Annotated in this window: 14 protein-coding genes, 1 other RNA gene and 1 pseudogene; 7 read left to right on the forward strand and 9 right to left on the reverse strand. The window is 63.4% G+C overall.

All coding sequences use genetic code 11. The features are described 5' to 3' along the window. The first annotated feature begins 93 nt into the window (after positions 1-93). Entirely contained in the window at positions 94-309 is a 216-nt protein-coding gene (locus RT460_RS01145) for a hypothetical protein (protein ID WP_313316642.1), read from the forward strand. A gap of 349 nt (positions 310-658) precedes the next feature. Here RT460_RS01145 and RT460_RS01150 read toward each other — a convergent pair whose 3' ends face one another. The 5 genes from RT460_RS01150 to grpE form a co-directional block, all read right to left on the reverse strand. Continuing rightward, a complete protein-coding gene (locus RT460_RS01150) occupies positions 659-1,771 on the reverse strand; it encodes a prephenate dehydrogenase (RefSeq protein ID WP_313316643.1) in 1,113 nt (370 codons plus the stop codon). Further along, positions 1,768-2,676 (reverse strand): pyridoxal kinase, encoded by a 909-nt coding sequence (gene pdxY / locus RT460_RS01155; RefSeq protein WP_313316644.1) that lies wholly within the window; start codon positions 2,674-2,676, stop codon positions 1,768-1,770. The genes RT460_RS01150 and pdxY overlap by 4 nt, the downstream gene beginning before the upstream one ends. Positions 2,677-2,926: 250 nt before the next feature. Further along, positions 2,927-4,051, reverse strand: coding sequence for a molecular chaperone DnaJ (dnaJ, locus tag RT460_RS01160; RefSeq protein WP_313316645.1), 1,125 nt, complete (start codon positions 4,049-4,051; stop codon positions 2,927-2,929). A 131-nt stretch (positions 4,052-4,182) separates the two neighbouring features. Next, positions 4,183-6,108, reverse strand: a complete 1,926-nt coding sequence (gene dnaK, locus RT460_RS01165; protein WP_313316646.1) for a molecular chaperone DnaK — start codon at positions 6,106-6,108, stop codon at positions 4,183-4,185. A gap of 144 nt (positions 6,109-6,252) precedes the next feature. Further along, entirely contained in the window at positions 6,253-6,768 is a 516-nt protein-coding gene (gene grpE, locus RT460_RS01170; RefSeq protein ID WP_313316647.1) for a nucleotide exchange factor GrpE, read from the reverse strand. A gap of 180 nt (positions 6,769-6,948) precedes the next feature. Between grpE and recN the strand changes: the two genes are divergently transcribed. Then, a complete protein-coding gene (gene recN, locus RT460_RS01175; RefSeq protein ID WP_313316648.1) occupies positions 6,949-8,616 on the forward strand; it encodes a DNA repair protein RecN in 1,668 nt (555 codons plus the stop codon). A gap of 446 nt (positions 8,617-9,062) precedes the next feature. Here recN and fur read toward each other — a convergent pair whose 3' ends face one another. Beyond that, entirely contained in the window at positions 9,063-9,470 is a 408-nt protein-coding gene (gene fur / locus RT460_RS01180) for a ferric iron uptake transcriptional regulator (protein ID WP_313316671.1), read from the reverse strand. A gap of 103 nt (positions 9,471-9,573) precedes the next feature. Here fur and bamE point away from each other — a divergent pair, with 103 nt between their 5' ends. Next, positions 9,574-9,963: an outer membrane protein assembly factor BamE gene (bamE, locus tag RT460_RS01185; RefSeq protein WP_313316649.1), complete on the forward strand. Its 390-nt coding sequence runs from the start codon at positions 9,574-9,576 to the stop codon at positions 9,961-9,963. Positions 9,964-9,985: 22 nt separating this feature from the next. Here the strand turns inward: bamE and RT460_RS01190 are convergent, their stop codons facing one another. Together RT460_RS01190 and RT460_RS01195 are read right to left on the reverse strand one after the other, a co-directional pair. After that, positions 9,986-10,243: an RnfH family protein gene (locus RT460_RS01190; RefSeq protein ID WP_313316650.1), complete on the reverse strand. Its 258-nt coding sequence runs from the start codon at positions 10,241-10,243 to the stop codon at positions 9,986-9,988. A 4-nt stretch (positions 10,244-10,247) separates the two neighbouring features. Beyond that, complete coding sequence (locus tag RT460_RS01195; protein WP_313316651.1) at positions 10,248-10,676, reverse strand: type II toxin-antitoxin system RatA family toxin; 429 nt, start codon at positions 10,674-10,676, stop codon at positions 10,248-10,250. A 50-nt stretch (positions 10,677-10,726) separates the two neighbouring features. Between RT460_RS01195 and smpB the strand changes: the two genes are divergently transcribed. Together smpB and RT460_RS01205 are read left to right on the forward strand one after the other, a co-directional pair. Continuing rightward, entirely contained in the window at positions 10,727-11,230 is a 504-nt protein-coding gene (gene smpB / locus RT460_RS01200) for an SsrA-binding protein SmpB (RefSeq protein WP_312369274.1), read from the forward strand. Further along, entirely contained in the window at positions 11,230-11,646 is a 417-nt protein-coding gene (locus tag RT460_RS01205; protein WP_313316652.1) for a GNAT family N-acetyltransferase, read from the forward strand. The genes smpB and RT460_RS01205 overlap by 1 nt, the downstream gene beginning before the upstream one ends. Here the strand turns inward: RT460_RS01205 and RT460_RS01210 are convergent. Continuing rightward, on the reverse strand, positions 11,643-12,224 hold the full coding sequence (locus tag RT460_RS01210; RefSeq protein WP_313316653.1) for a hypothetical protein: 582 nt from the start codon (positions 12,222-12,224) through the stop codon (positions 11,643-11,645). The two genes, RT460_RS01205 and RT460_RS01210, sit on opposite strands and share 4 nt — an antisense overlap. 212 nt (positions 12,225-12,436) lie before the next feature. Here RT460_RS01210 and ssrA point away from each other — a divergent pair. Both ssrA and RT460_RS01220 read left to right on the forward strand, forming a co-directional pair. Further along, positions 12,437-12,790, forward strand: a transfer-messenger RNA (tmRNA) gene (gene ssrA, locus RT460_RS01215). 258 nt (positions 12,791-13,048) lie between these two features. Further along, a pseudogene (locus tag RT460_RS01220) lies at positions 13,049-13,234 on the forward strand (integrase); the annotation flags it as partial. Positions 13,235-14,681 lie beyond the last annotated feature (1,447 nt).

Genomic DNA, 14,681 nt, shown 5'->3' on the forward strand with positions numbered 1-14,681 from the left:
GCCGCGGTAACGCACACCTAACAAGCGCAGCGGCAAGCTCCTCGTGTGGCGCACCTGCGCGTGCGCCACGTGTCCCTGTCTTGGAGACGAGCTATGGCGTTTCGACAATTCCCTGCAACCACCCGCGATGGCGAAAGCTGCATCGTCATCGAATTTCTCGATGAGCCCGCCGACAGCAAGGCCGGCAACGCACCGCGACCGCCCCGTTATGAGCTGGCCGATGGCCGCCCGCTGCTTCGACGCGGCAGTGAGCTGTTCAGTGCAGACGGTGAAATCAGCCTTTCGATGAGCCAGCCTTACCGGGCCTGAGCACCCACTTGCCCGCGCGCCGCAGGCACCTGACCGGCGCGCTTGGGCGGGCCCGTCATCACAAGGTTCAATGCCTTCCTGAATAGGCTTTGCCAATACGGCCCGGTACTGGCCAATATTTCATCAACCATCTTGACAGCCTTGTGCCCCAAGGCTCGCAAGCGATTATCCACAAAATTGCGCACACCTCTCTGTGGATTAAGTCGCAGCCGGTGAGACGCTGTTGCGGTTGACACAGGGCGCAGACACGTCCCAGGGCAAGCCCTGTAACCCGGGCGGACCTCGCGCCAGCCTGTGCTGCCCGGGTTGAACAGCTGGGGTTTCGCGGCTTGTGCCGCTACCGCCGGCCCTATCGCTCCAGCACGCGACCTATGCCACTAAGGTTGATTTCCGCGGCGGCGGCTTCCAGCACATCGACGGCGTACGCCTGTACGAAGCCCATGCGGAAGTGCACTTCACCGGCAGGCGTGCGCGAGGAGTGGATCGACGCCAGGCTGATGCCGTGACGTTCGAACACATGCAGCAACTCCCGCAGCGAGCCGGCACGATCCTCCGGCAGGTGCACGCTCATCGCACGCTGGTCCGTCAGGTCTGCCAGCAGGTAACCAACCCGCTCGAAACTGTAGTTGCCATCGCGCAGCGTCTGCTCATCCACCGCCGCCTTGTTGTCGGCCAGGAACTGCGAGCGGAACACCGCACGGGCGGCATCATCGCCTTCGCCCACCAAGGCACGCAGGCTCTGCAGCTGCTGCAGCAGATGATCCAGTACCTCGCCTGCATGCGGGTTGCCGAACTGGATGTCCTCGTAGATCGCCGGGTTCAACGACAGGATGCGCGCGATCACCGCGGCGTCCAGTTCAAACGCGGCCGAGCGGTAAGGCATCAACTCACCGAGTGACCCCAGCATCGGCGCGTACTGCCGCAGCACGCCGGCCTGTGCCAGGTGCGTGGCGTGCACCATCGCCTGTACCAAGGCCATCACCCGATCGTGGTGCTCGGCACTGCCACGCACGCACTCGGCCTGCAGCGCGATGCAAAGTTCGTCCAGCCAGGCCTGCCAGCGCGCATCCAGGCGCGCCTCGCAGACCACCATCACCCTGCCCTTCAAGGTTGGCGCCTTGGGTGGCGCCGTCATCGGGTGCAGCCCTGCCACCGAGGCCTGCGACTCCAACATCGCAGCGACCGGCTCGGACTTGATCGAGGTGACATCCAGCCAAAGCCGGCCGCGTTCGCGCCCCGCCGACTGCTTCACGTATTCGCGGATCAGCGCGGGCGTGTGCCGGATGGGCGCCGAGAACAGCAGCACATCGGCCTGTTCCAGCAGTTGCTCCGGCGTCTGCGAGTTCGCGTCCACCGGATCATGGCCAATCACCTGCAGGCCCATGCGCGACTCGAAAAAGCCGCGCAACCAACGTCCATAGGCACCCCCGCTACCAACGATGCCGATGACCGGCAGCGTCATGCCAGACGCTCGGCACGGAAGCGGTAAGGCGTGCCCAGAGCGGCCGGGGCAGCGGCCAGTACGTCGAATTCTTCCACCCCGGTAGCCAGGGTTGCTTCCAATGCCGCATGTACGCCGGCAATCGCACGGCTTACACCGTCTTCGAAACGATGGCCCTTGAGCAGGAAGGCCACCAGCAGCGACATCAACACATCGCCCGTGCCAGCCACATCCACCGGCAGGTGGGGTGAGGTCCAACGCCAGATCTGTTCGCGACCGATGGCCAGGGTCACCAGTTCACCAGGATCGCCGGACACCGAATGTGCAATCACCCATTCCGGGCCACGTTCCAACAGCTTGCGCGAGGCAGCGATGGCGTCGTCCTGTTCCAGCGCGGGCATGCCGGTCAGGCGGCCCAGCTCGAAGGCATTGGGCGTGACCAACCAGGCGTGCGGCAGCAACCGTTCGATGAAGATCTTTTCCAGCCCGGGCTCGACGTAAGGACCGGTGTGGGTGTCACCGATCACCGGGTCCAGGCAGTAACGCAACTGCGGCGATTGCGGCAAAACCTCGTCCAGCCAATCCGCGAACGCGGCACCGTTGGCAACGCTGCCAAAGTAGCCGGACACCAGCGCGCCGGCACGCTGCGGCAGACCACGTTCGGTCGCGCCTTGCAGCAATTCGGCGAACCAGTCCGCCGGCAGTACGCGGCCGCGCAGCGTTGCATAGAACGGCGCATTGCTCAGCAGCGTGGTGGGAATTTCCGCGACGCGCAGACCCAGGGCACGCAGCGGCGGCACCGCCGCACTGTTGCCGGCATGGCCATAGACCAGTTGGGATTGCACGGAGATCACGTCCACCGGCGACGGCCCATCCGGGCGTTGCCGACGACCGTGCACGAGATGGCTGTGGTCGACTTCGTTCATCGCCGTATTCTACGACCGCGCAGTGGCATGCGACTGCATACGCTTGCGGGCGCAACCAAAAGCAGATCGCATAACGAAAAAAGCCGCAGCAAGCTGCGGCTTTTCCGTTGAAACCAGCACAAAAGCAAAATTCCTGTAGTGCCGAGCCATGCTCGGCAGAAGCGTTACCGGGAATGTCACATAGCCGAGCATGGCTCGGCACTACAGTGAGGCTCTATTTGCCGAGCATGGCTCGGCACTACAGTGAGGCTCAGGATTTCATGCGTTCCCAGAAGCCCTTGACGCCGTCGATGAAGGTTGCCGACTTCGGCGAGTGCTTGCGCGCTTCTTCACCGATGAAGGTAGCCTCGAACTGCTCAAGCAGCTTGCGCTGGTCAGCCGTCAGGTTCACCGGGGTTTCCACCACGATGCGGCAGTACAGGTCGCCTTCGGTGCGGCTGCGCACCGACTTGACGCCCTTGCCACGCAGGCGGAACAGCTTGCCGGTCTGGGTCTCGGCCGGGATGCGGATTTCCGCCTCACCGCCAAGGGTCGCCACGCGGATGGCATCGCCCAGGGCCGCCTGCGAAATACGCACCGGCACTTCGCAATGCAGGTCATCACCGTCACGGGTGAAGATTGCATGCTCACGCACGCGCACTTCCACGTACAGGTCACCCGCCGGCGCTCCCGCCGGGCCGGCTTCGCCCTCGCCCTGCAGGCGGATGCGGTCACCCGTATCCACGCCCGCCGGCACCTTGACCGACAGCACCTTGTCTTCCTCGACACGGCCATTGCCGTGGCAGGTCTTGCAGGGCTTGCTGATGATCTGGCCGCGACCGTCGCAGTTGTGGCAGGCCTGTTGCATGGCAAAGATGCCACGTTGCACGCGCACCTGGCCGCGACCACCGCAGACGTTGCAGGTCTCGACCTTGCGATCTTCCGAGCCGCTGCCGTCGCAGTCACCGCATTCGGCCAGGGTCGGGATCTCGATGCGGCGCTCGACGCCAGCCACCGCTTCTTCCAGGTCCAGCTCCATCACGTAGCCGATATCGGCGCCGCGACGCGGCTGGCGCGGACCGCCGCCACCTCCGCCAAAGATATTGCCGAAGATGTCGCCGAAAATATCGTTCATGTCCGGACCACCGGCACCACCGCCGCCCATGCCGTGCTCGAAAGCAGCGTGGCCGTGGGCGTCATACATGCGCCGCTTGTTGCCGTCGGACAGGGTTTCGTAAGCCTCCTTGCACTCCTTGAAGGCAGCTTCGGCGGCAGCATCGCCCGGATTGCGGTCCGGATGGTGCTTCATCGCGCAACGGCGATAGGCCTTCTTCAACTCTTCATCGGTGGCGGTGCGGGCTACGCCCAGTACTTCGTAATAATCGCGCTTGCTCATGCTCTTCTCTCCCTCCCCCTCCAGGGGAGGGCCAGGGTGTCGGTTCGTCGACAACACAAAGGTCCGGGGCCGTCAGGCAACCCGGACCCTCACCCCAGCCTCTCTCCCGAGGGGAGAGAGGCCATGGATCATCAGGACTTCTTGTCGTCCTTGACTTCGGTGAACTCGGCGTCCACCACGTCGTCGTTGGACTGGCCGCCGGCGTCGCCGCCTGCTGCCGGACCGGCCTGTTCGGCGCCGCCGGAAGCCGCAGCAAACAACGGCTGGCCCGCTTCTTCCAGTGCCTTCGACTTGGCTTCAATCTGCGCCTTGTCGTCGCCCTTCATCGCGGTTTCCAGATCGGCCAGTGCGGCTTCCACCTTGCCGATGACATCGCCACCCACCTTGCTGCCATGCTCGGTGATGGCACTGCGGGTTGCGTGGATCAGACCATCGGCCTGGTTGCGGGTCTGCACCAGCTCCTGGAACTTCTTGTCTTCCTCGCGGTTGGCTTCCGCGTCGGCGACCATGCGTGCGATCTCTTCCTCGGACAGACCCGAACCGGCCTTGATCTCGACCTTCTGTTCCTTGTTGGTCTTCTTGTCCTTGGCCGACACGTGCAGGATGCCGTTGGCGTCGATGTCGAAGGACACCTCAACCTGCGGCATGCCACGCGGTGCCGGCTCGATGCCGGACAGGTCGAACTTGGCCAGCGACTTGTTGTAGCGGGCCTGCTCGCGCTCACCCTGCAGCACGTGCACGGTCACGGCCGACTGGTTGTCCTCGGCGGTCGAGAAGGTCTGCGAGGCCTTGGTCGGGATGGTGGTGTTCTTTTCGATGATCTTGGTGAACACGCCACCCATGGTCTCGATACCCAGCGACAGCGGGGTCACGTCCAGCAGCAGCACGTCCTTGACGTCGCCGCCCAGCACGCCGCCCTGGATCGCGGCACCCAGTGCCACGGCTTCGTCCGGGTTGACGTCCTTGCGCGGTTCCTTGTCGAAGAACTCGGTCACCGCCTGCTGCACCTTCGGCATGCGGGTCTGGCCGCCGACCAGGATCACTTCGCTGATGTCGCTCGAACGCAGGCCGGCGTCATTCAACGCAACGCGGCACGGCTCGATCGACTTCTTGATCAGGTCTTCAACCAGCGCTTCCAGCTTGGCGCGGGTCAGCTTGATATTCAGGTGCTTCGGGCCGGAGGCATCTGCGGTGACGTACGGCAGGTTCACTTCGGTCTGCTGCGCGGACGACAGCTCGATCTTGGCGCGCTCGGCGGCGTCCTTCAGGCGCTGCAGGGCCAACGGATCCTTGCGCAGGTCGATGCCCTGGTCCTTCTGGAACTCTTCAACCAGGTACTCGATGACGCGGTTGTCGAAGTCTTCGCCGCCCAGGAAGGTATCGCCATTGGTGGCCAGCACTTCGAACTGCTTCTCGCCGTCGACGTTGGCGATCTCGATGATCGACACGTCGAAGGTGCCGCCGCCCAGATCGTAGACAACGATCTTGCGATCCTTGTTGTCACCCTTGTCCAGGCCATAGGCCAGTGCAGCCGCGGTCGGCTCGTTGATGATGCGCTTGACGTCCAGACCGGCGATGCGGCCTGCGTCCTTGGTTGCCTGGCGCTGGCTGTCGTTGAAGTAGGCCGGCACGGTGATGACTGCTTCGGTGACCTTCTCACCAAGGAAGTCTTCGGCGGTCTTCTTCATCTTTTCCAGCACGCGGGCAGAAATTTCCTGCGGTGCCATCTTCTTGGCATCGCTGGTCTGTACCCAGGCATCGCCGTTGTCATGCGCCAGGATGCCGTACGGCACGTGGGCGATGTCCTTCTGCACTTCGGCGTCGGTGAACTTGCGGCCGATCAGGCGCTTCACCGCGTAGAAGGTGTTCTTCGGGTTGGTGACGGCCTGACGCTTGGCCGAGGCACCCACCAGTACTTCGCCGTCCTTGGTGTAGGCGACGATGGAGGGCGTGGTGCGATCGCCTTCCGAGTTTTCAATGACGCGGGCCTTGCCGCCGTCCATGATCGCCACGCACGAGTTGGTGGTGCCGAGGTCGATACCAATGATCTTGCCCATGGGGGACTCCTGAGGATTCGTTTGCCGGCAGCCGCCGGGGATGAATGGGATGTGGGGGATGACCCGATGACATTCAAGTCATCCCCGGAACACTGTTTGCTGGTGGCTGCGCCTGTTTAGGCAGCGGCCAGCCAGCGGGGCCGATCAGTCGGCCCGGGCCACCACCACCAGCGCCGGCCGCAGCAGGCGCTCGTTGAGCAGGTAGCCCTTCTGGAACACCGTCACCACTGCGCCCGGCGCCACGCCTGCCGGCGCGTCGACCTGGCTGATGGCCTGGTGGTGTTCCGGGTTGAACGGCTGGCCGGTCGGGTCCAGCAGGGCCAGCCCGTTGTCGGCAGCCACCTTGAGCAGCTGCTTGTAGGTCAGTTCAAGGCCTTCGCGCAGCGGGTTCGGCTCGGTGCCTGCCGCGGCAAGGCCGGCGTCCAGGCTGTCAAACACCGGCAGCAGGTCGCCAAGCAGCTTTTCGTTGGCGAACTTGCGGGCCTGTTCGATATCGCGGGCCACACGCTTGCGCTGGTTTTCCAGGTCGGCGCGCTCGCGCAGCGACTCGGCCTTGACCTGCTCCAGCTCGGCGCGGAGCGCCTCGATCTGGTCATGCTGGGCGTCGTCGCCGCCAGCAGCGCTGTTCTCGGGGTCGAATTCAGTGTTTTCTTGGTTCATTTCCGGTTCCCTGACGGATGTTCTGCCGCCTACCCGCCCCGTATGTGGGCTGTACCGGCAGTTTCAAGGCTCCGACTCATCCTGTGAGATCAACTTCTTTTAGTCTGCCAGGGACAACACCCCCACATTGACCTGCCCGGCACGCGTGCTAGCTTTGCGCGGTCCCCTGAACTGCCTGCCATGCTCAGACATCTATCGATCAAGGATTTTGCTGTTGTCCGCGCCACCGAACTGGAGTTCGGCCCCGGCATGACTGTTGTTTCCGGTGAAACCGGTGCCGGCAAGTCATTGATGGTGGACGCATTGGGTTTCCTGTCCGGGCTGCGCGCCGACTCCGGCGTGGTCCGCCATGGCGCCACGCGTGCCGAGCTGTCGGCCGAATTCAGCCTGGTCGACGATGCCCCGGCCCGCGCCTGGTTGCGCGACAACGAGCTGGACGATGAAGACCAGTGCCAGCTGCGCCGGGTGATCCGCGCCGACGGCGGCTCGCGGGCCTTCATCAACGGCCGCCCAGTGCCGGTATCACAACTGTCCGAACTGGCTGGTTTCCTGGTCGAGATCCATGGCCAGCACGACCAACAGGCACTGCTGTCGCGTCCCAGCCAGCTGGCGTTGCTTGATGCCTTCGCCCGCAACGAGGTCGAGCGCGGAGCCGTGCGTGCCGCCACCGGCAAGTGGCAAGCGCTGCTGGACGAGCGCGATGCGCTCTCGCAGCAGGGTGACGTATCCGACCGCATCGGCTTCCTTGAGCATCAGCTGGGCGAACTGCAGCGCGAGGATCTTGAGCCGGCGGCGGTGGCCGCCCTGGGCGCCAGCCACCGCCGCCAGGCCCACTCCACCGCGCTGATCGAGGCCTGCCAGCGCGCCGGCGGCCTGCTCAACGGGGACGAGGACGGCCCGTCCCTGCTGTCACTGCTACAACAGGTTCGCCATGAGCTGGGCCGTGTCAGCCAACACGATACCCGCCTCGGCGACATCGACGGGATGCTGGAGACGGCCGACATCCAGCTGCAGGAAGCCCTGGCGCAGCTGGACCGCGTGCAGGACGACCTGGATGCGGATCCGGACGCATTCGAAGAGATTGAGCGCCGCCTGGGCCGTCTGCACGACCTGGCCCGCAAACACCGCGTACCGATGGAAGAACTGGCCGCAACCCGCGACCGCATCGAGACCGAACTTGAGCAACTGCGTGGGGCTGACGAACGCTTGGCCAAGCTGGCCGGGGAAATCGACAAGGCTGCCGCCCAGTGGCAAACGGTAGCCGCCACCCTGACGGCCAGCCGTCAAGCCGCCGCCAAGGCGCTTTCCGACACGACCACCGCGCTGATCGGCGAACTGGGCATGGGCGGTGGCCAATTCCAGATTGAATTGGAGCCGCAAGCCCAGTTGCGTCCGGACCCGAACGGCGCCGAGCGCGTTGAGTTCCTGGTCGCCGCCAACGCGGGCCAGCCGGCCCGCGCCCTGCGCAAGGTTGCTTCCGGCGGCGAGCTGTCGCGCATCTCGCTGGCAATCGAAGTTGCCGCGCTGGGCCTGGATGCCGTACCCACGATGGTCTTCGACGAAGTGGACTCCGGCATCGGCGGCGCCATCGCTGACATCGTCGGCAAAAAACTGCGTGCCTTGGGTGAGCGCCGGCAGGTGCTGTGCGTAACCCACCTGCCGCAGGTGGCCTCCAAGGGCCATGCCCACTACCGCGTAAGCAAGGCCCCGGTGGAAGGCATGACCCAGAGCGCGGTCGAGCTGCTGGACGGCAAGGGCCGCGAAGAGGAACTGGCACGCATGCTGGGCGGCGCCGAGGTCAGCAAGGAAGCGCGGGCAGCGGCCCGCAAGCTGCTGACCGAAGCTTGATCCAAGGCAGCTTTGGCTTTGGCTTTGGCTTTGGCCTTGGCCTTGGCCTTGGCCTTGGTCTTGCTTCGGCTTCGGCTTCGGCTTTCAAAAGCCCCTCTCCCGCCTGCGGGAGAGGGGTTGGGGTGAGGGCAGCCTCTCGCCTTCAAGCTTCCGCCCCAAAGCCCCTGCACCGCCTACCAACAACGCGCAAGCAGCCCACCACCGCTCGCCTGGCGGTTCGTTGTTGAACACTCTTGCGCCGACGCAAGCGCCCCCCCACTGGGGAACGCAGGCCAGAAAAGCAGACCCCCTTGGCACTGCCCGGGGACCTTCACGGGGGACTCCCCTGCCGAGCAAGGCTCGGCACTCCCCCCTCTCCTGGCAGGGGAAGAACCAAAACAAAAACACCGGCCATTGGCCGGTGCTCTTGATTCAACTACACAGCCCTGGGGCCGTGAAGTCCCGGCTCAACGCCGCTTCTTGCGCACGTACAGCACCAGTGAGTGCTCTTCCAGTTCATAACCATGATCTTCTGCAATCTTGCGCTGCAGTTGCTCGATCTCGTGGCTTTCGAACTCGATGATCTTGCCGGTGTCCATGTCCACCATATGGTCATGATGGGCACCGCGGTCCAGTTCATAAACCGCCTGGCCGCCTTCAAAGTTGTGCTTGAGTACCAGCCCTGCCGCTTCGAACTGGGTCAGCACACGGTAAACCGTGGCCAAACCGATCTCGTCACCGCAATCAAGCAATTGGCGGTAGATATCCTCGGCGGTGAGGTGGTGATGGGGGGTGTTCTGCTCAAGCAGGGCCAGGATGCGCATGCGGGGATGCGTCACCTTCAGGCCGACTTTGCGCAGGTCGTTGGATTCCATGGCCATCGTGTTCATTGGCGGTTTACGCCAGTTGCCTCCGGTCAGATCGCGCTGGGTGCCGGGGAGTGTATCATCGCCCTGATATCCCCAACCGTCCTACCCAATGCGCAACCTCTTGCTGATCGCCGTTGTCGCCCTGTCCACCACTGGCTGCGGCATCATTTACAAGCAGCCCATCTACCAGGGCAACCTCATCCGCGAACAATCCGTGTCGCAGTTGCAGGTTGGCCAGAGCAAGCAGCAGGTCAATGCTTTGCTGGGCACCCCGTCCATCCCGGATCCGTTCCACGCCCAGCGCTGGGACTACACCGCCAGCCAGCGCGTCAACCGCTTGGGCAGGACCGAGGTGAAAAACTTCACGGTGTTCTTCGAGAACGACCAGGTCACCCGCTGGGAAGGCGACTACTTCCCGACCCAGGATGCGGACCTTGCCCGGAACAGCGTGCGCCAGTTCGGCCGCAACCTGGCCAAGGACAAGAAGAAGGGCCGCTGATCTTCGGCGTTCCCTGACAGGATCAATCGCCGCCGCGCGCTCGCCGGCGGCGATTTTCTTTGGGGTCCGCCAGCAGGGGCCGCAGCAATTCGATGCGATCCCCGGCCACCAGCATCTGCTGAGGGCGCGCGAGGACCCCGTGCACGGCAAAGGCAACGGCCAGCTCGGCACCCGGCAATGCCGCCGCCTCCACCGCATCGGCCACGGAACAGCCTTCGGGCAGCTCCAGCTCGCGGCACAGGTAGTTGTCGGGCCAGGCCAACACCACTTCCACGCGCATGGCCTCAGGGCTCCTGGTCGGCAACACGCACGAAGTCGTTGACCATGCGGTCGGCCAGCCCCTGGAAACCCAGCGCCAGCGCCGGCCCGAGCAACCGCGACGTTGGCTCGAACTCCAGTTCCAGGCTGACCTTGCAGGCAGTCTCGGACAGCGCATGGAACTGCCAACGCCCGTGCAGGCGCTTGAACGGCCCATCGCGCAGCTGCATATCGATGCTGGACGGGCGCTGCAAGGTGTTCTCGGTCATGAACCAGGTACGGAACGAGCCCAGGCCCAGATCCAGCCGGGCAACGAGCTTCTGCTCCCCCTGTTCCAGGATCTCGGCCTTGTCGCACCATCGGAAACGACGCGGGTAGGCGGAAACATCATTGACCAGGTCGAACATCCGCTCGGCAGAGTGTTCAACCAATGCGCTGCGGCGAATGGTAGGCATGGGATTACTAATTTTGTCCGGAATGCCTCCGGATCGGAGACAATACGTAAATGAGCAAGAACTCCGGCAAGGATAAAGCAAAGAACGCGACGGCCGACAAAACCATCGCGCTGAACAAGCGTGCCCGGCACGAGTACCACCTGGAAGAGCGCTACGAGGCGGGCCTGGTCCTGCAGGGCTGGGAGATCAAGGCGATCCGCGCCGGCCGTGGCAACATGACCGACGCCTACGCCTATGTGAAGGATGGCGAAATCTTCCTGATCGGCGCCCAGATCACCCCGCTGATCCAGGCCTCGACCCACACCGTCCCCGAAGACCGCCGCCAGCGCAAACTGCTGCTGCATCGTCGCGAGATCGACAAGCTGATCGGCCGCGTCGAGCGTGACGGTTACACCCTGGTCCCCACTGCGATGTACTGGAGCAAGAACAAGATCAAGCTCGAAATCGCACTGGCCAAGGGCAAGCAGAACCACGACAAGCGCGACACCGCCAAGGAACGCGACTGGGCCCGCGAGAAGCAACGCGCCATGCGCGCCCACAACCGCAACGCCTGATGCCAAGCGGTACGCTGCGACCGGCGAGCGCGCAGGATGCCGAGCAGCTTTGTGCCCGCCTGCTGGCCTTCAACCAGAAGGCCGGTGGCACCGATTTCGATGAAATCCCCTTGCAGCTGGCCAGCCAAGATGCCAACGGCCAATTGCGTGGCGGCCTGCTGGGGGATATCTGCGCAGGCTGGCTGGTCATCCACGTGCTGTGGGTGGACCCGGAATACCGCGGCACCGGGCTGGGCAGCCAGCTCCTGTCGCAGGCAGAACAGCAGGCACGAGCAACCGGCGCCCACGGCGTGACCCTGGACACGTTCGACTGGCAGGCGGAGGGTTTCTACCTGCGCAACGGCTATGAAGTGTTCGGCCGGCTTGCGGACTTCCCTCTCGGCCACCAACGCATCTACCTGCGCAAGACGCTCTAGCCCAGCAACACCCTGCGCAACCACAGCCGTTGCGCGGCTGGCGACTTCAGCGTCGCGTACAACAGGGTCAAGGTGACCACCTCTGACAGCTCCACTGCCCTGCGGTCATCACCCTGCTGCCATTGGCGGGCCGCGTCTGCAGCCTCTGCCGGCAGCAACGCCAGGATTGCCGCATCGTCGAGTTGATCGACGCGTTGCTGCAGCAACCGGGACAGCTGCAGGACACGCGCCGTATGGACCAGCAACTGCGCGATAGCCGCCGCCATCGCCGCCAGGGCAACCCGCTCCACGCCAGCCGGATCCAACCCTGACCAAGGCGATTGCAGTACCAGCAGCAACACCGCCGCAGCCAGATAAACACCCAACCACCGACGCCGCACCTGCCGCATCCAACCCAGCACCGCCGCGCACAGCACCAGCAACAAGGGCGCGAGCAAGGGCAAGTGCATCCGCCCCGCCCAGACCGCGGCGGCAGCTGCCAATGCCAACAACACGTAAAGCGCACCCGGCGCCAACGCCCGCTGCCGGAACGCACGCCCCACCCCGCCCGCCAACGCGCGCAGGCTGCGCTGCTGCATGACCATCACTTGCTTCCCTTACCAAGATGGCACTCATGCTTGACGAGGAAACGTCGCAGAAAGGTCGGTACTGCGTTAACGGGAGGAAGCTACGTTCAGCCGATGCGTGACGATTCAGCTGGTTTCAGATAGCATCACTCCCGCTTAGTGAGGTTTTGGCAGCCAACCGGTCCACTGGAAGGCCACTGAAACCCTCACAACTCAGTCCAACCGGGGGTGCACTGGTTTCGACGGGGGTTGTGAAGTCGCTTGGTGCATGCCGAGGGGGTAGCTTTCCTCGTAAATCCAGCTGCAAAACTCTAGTTGCCAACGACGACAACTACGCTCTCGCCGCTTAAGGCGTAAGCCCCGAACCCACTTGTGCCCGTGCTCGTGGATGTAGGGTCATTATCACGGAACCGGCTGTGACGGCTGCCTGTCAGTCACGGCTTAACCAAAACAGGCTGGTCCCTGGGTGCGCTTTGCACACCGTGCTGCCACGGGACGAGATCCAACGGTGAGCTAAGCATGTAGGACCAGGGATGGAGCGCCTTCGGACGGCGGTTCAATTCCGCCCACCTCCACCATTAGATGGACCGACAAGGTCCCAATCAGGCCGGAAACCCAACAGCAACAAGGGTTTCCGGCCTTTTTTGTGTCCGTCGCAGTCCGCCCCGTTGCGTTGCAGACCATAAGTGGTCGCCCGGGAATGGCTGACCAAACGGGACTGGGTGGATAGCTACCGGGTCAAGGTCGCGGCCTGGCTCGGCAACGACGTGTCCCTGTGGATCGGCAGCAGGCCGGCGGCAGAGCTGTGAGCCCCCGACTTCCTGGCCGTGGCCTGGACGATTCTGGACGAAGTGCTTGGCTTCCGGCCTGACATCATCGAGCAGCAGCTGGCACACGAAGTACGCGACCCGAATGGCCGGTCCCACAACCGGACTTCACACCTGCCGGAACGCAGGAAGATGATGCAGGAATGGGCTGATTACCTGGACAAACAACGGACTCCACCAGCGAAGTTCGCGTAGTCCGGCCACCAACGCGCGGCCATGACCTCGAACTTGACCACCTCCTGCACGAGTCGGTTTTACATCTGGATATGAAACAGGCAGTCAGATTTGATACTGACTACCTGCTTCAAATCGTTCGAACTGCCGTTACGGAATGGTCGGATATACAAATGGCTCAGGTAGCTGAGGTGAGCAATCCCCTGTTAGGACGCACGAATCCACTACCGTCATACCGGGTGGCAGCATGTTCCCCCCGTCCACTGCGATCCCGCCAGTGGGACTGACCGTCGTTACCCAATTGCAGGACAGGTTCAATCCGAGTTTGCTGCAAACGTACCCACCGACCGGATCGCTAGCCGGGGAACAGGGATACCAATCGTGCCTTTGATAGGGGGAGCTGACGTTCCCTCGAGAATGCCTGACATTGTTGCACCACTGTATTTTTTGACCTACGAGGGTGCCGTTGGAATCGAAGTAAGCAATGTTGGTCGCGTACATCGGTGCGGCTTGCCCCGTTCCGCTCATTGCCAGTCCAACAATAATCGCCATCACCGCAACAAAATGCTTCATGTCACCCTCCTGGTTGACCTGATCATTCAGGCAAACACGAGAATACGGTAGAAGTTGCGCCGATTCTATTGTCGTTCCTTACAGTCACTATTGCCCCAATGGCCTAGCTCTTTCTGCCACTTCTTTGCAGATCTCGCGTCTCAGTACATGCGTTTGACCCGCCCGATCATCTGGCCATTGACAACATCCCCCTGCCCTCGCCTTTCACCTCGAACGACCGCTTCGCCACCGATGGTACGATTTGGCCATGCCAGACCCATCCGTCGACAGGTGTCTATCGGACGATGAGCTGTCCGCCTTGCGCCAGGCCTTTGAGCGCTACGGGTCGGGCGATGGGTTCTGGATGGCCTGCGAAACGATCATGGAACAGGCCGTCATGCGACTGGGCTGCGACCGAAAGATCGTCGTAGACGAAATGCGTGCAGCTTTCGATGAGTGGTCGAGAAACGATCCCCAGTTCTTGTAGGGGGACCGTCTCAAACCGTGAGCCGGCCTGCTCCGATCATCCGGCGCCATGACGCATCTGCCGCTTCCCTCTCAATTCGCCTGGCAAGACCACGTTGGCCACGCCCTCACCCTGCGCGGCCAGATCATCGCGTCGACCGCGGATCTGCCCAATGGGCGCGCCAGCTCGGTGCGACGTCTACATACCCGCAGCATGGCGCGGGAGTTTCACTAAGACCCCGAAAGCGCCGCCCGCTTCCTGGCCGCCTGGGTCAACCGATGGGAGCGGCAAATCGAGACCCTCTATGCCAGTCTGCCGACGTCTACCTACCAAGCGGTTATGTCCGAACCATGCGGGGAAGCGGAGCCAGTCAACGCGCCCGGTGGCGGCCGGGTTGTAATGACCCACTGAAAACCTGCTCAGGTGTTAGTTTTCCCAAAGGAGACACCG

The organism is Stenotrophomonas sp. (assembly GCF_032061965.1).
Classification (GTDB): domain Bacteria; phylum Pseudomonadota; class Gammaproteobacteria; order Xanthomonadales; family Xanthomonadaceae; genus Stenotrophomonas.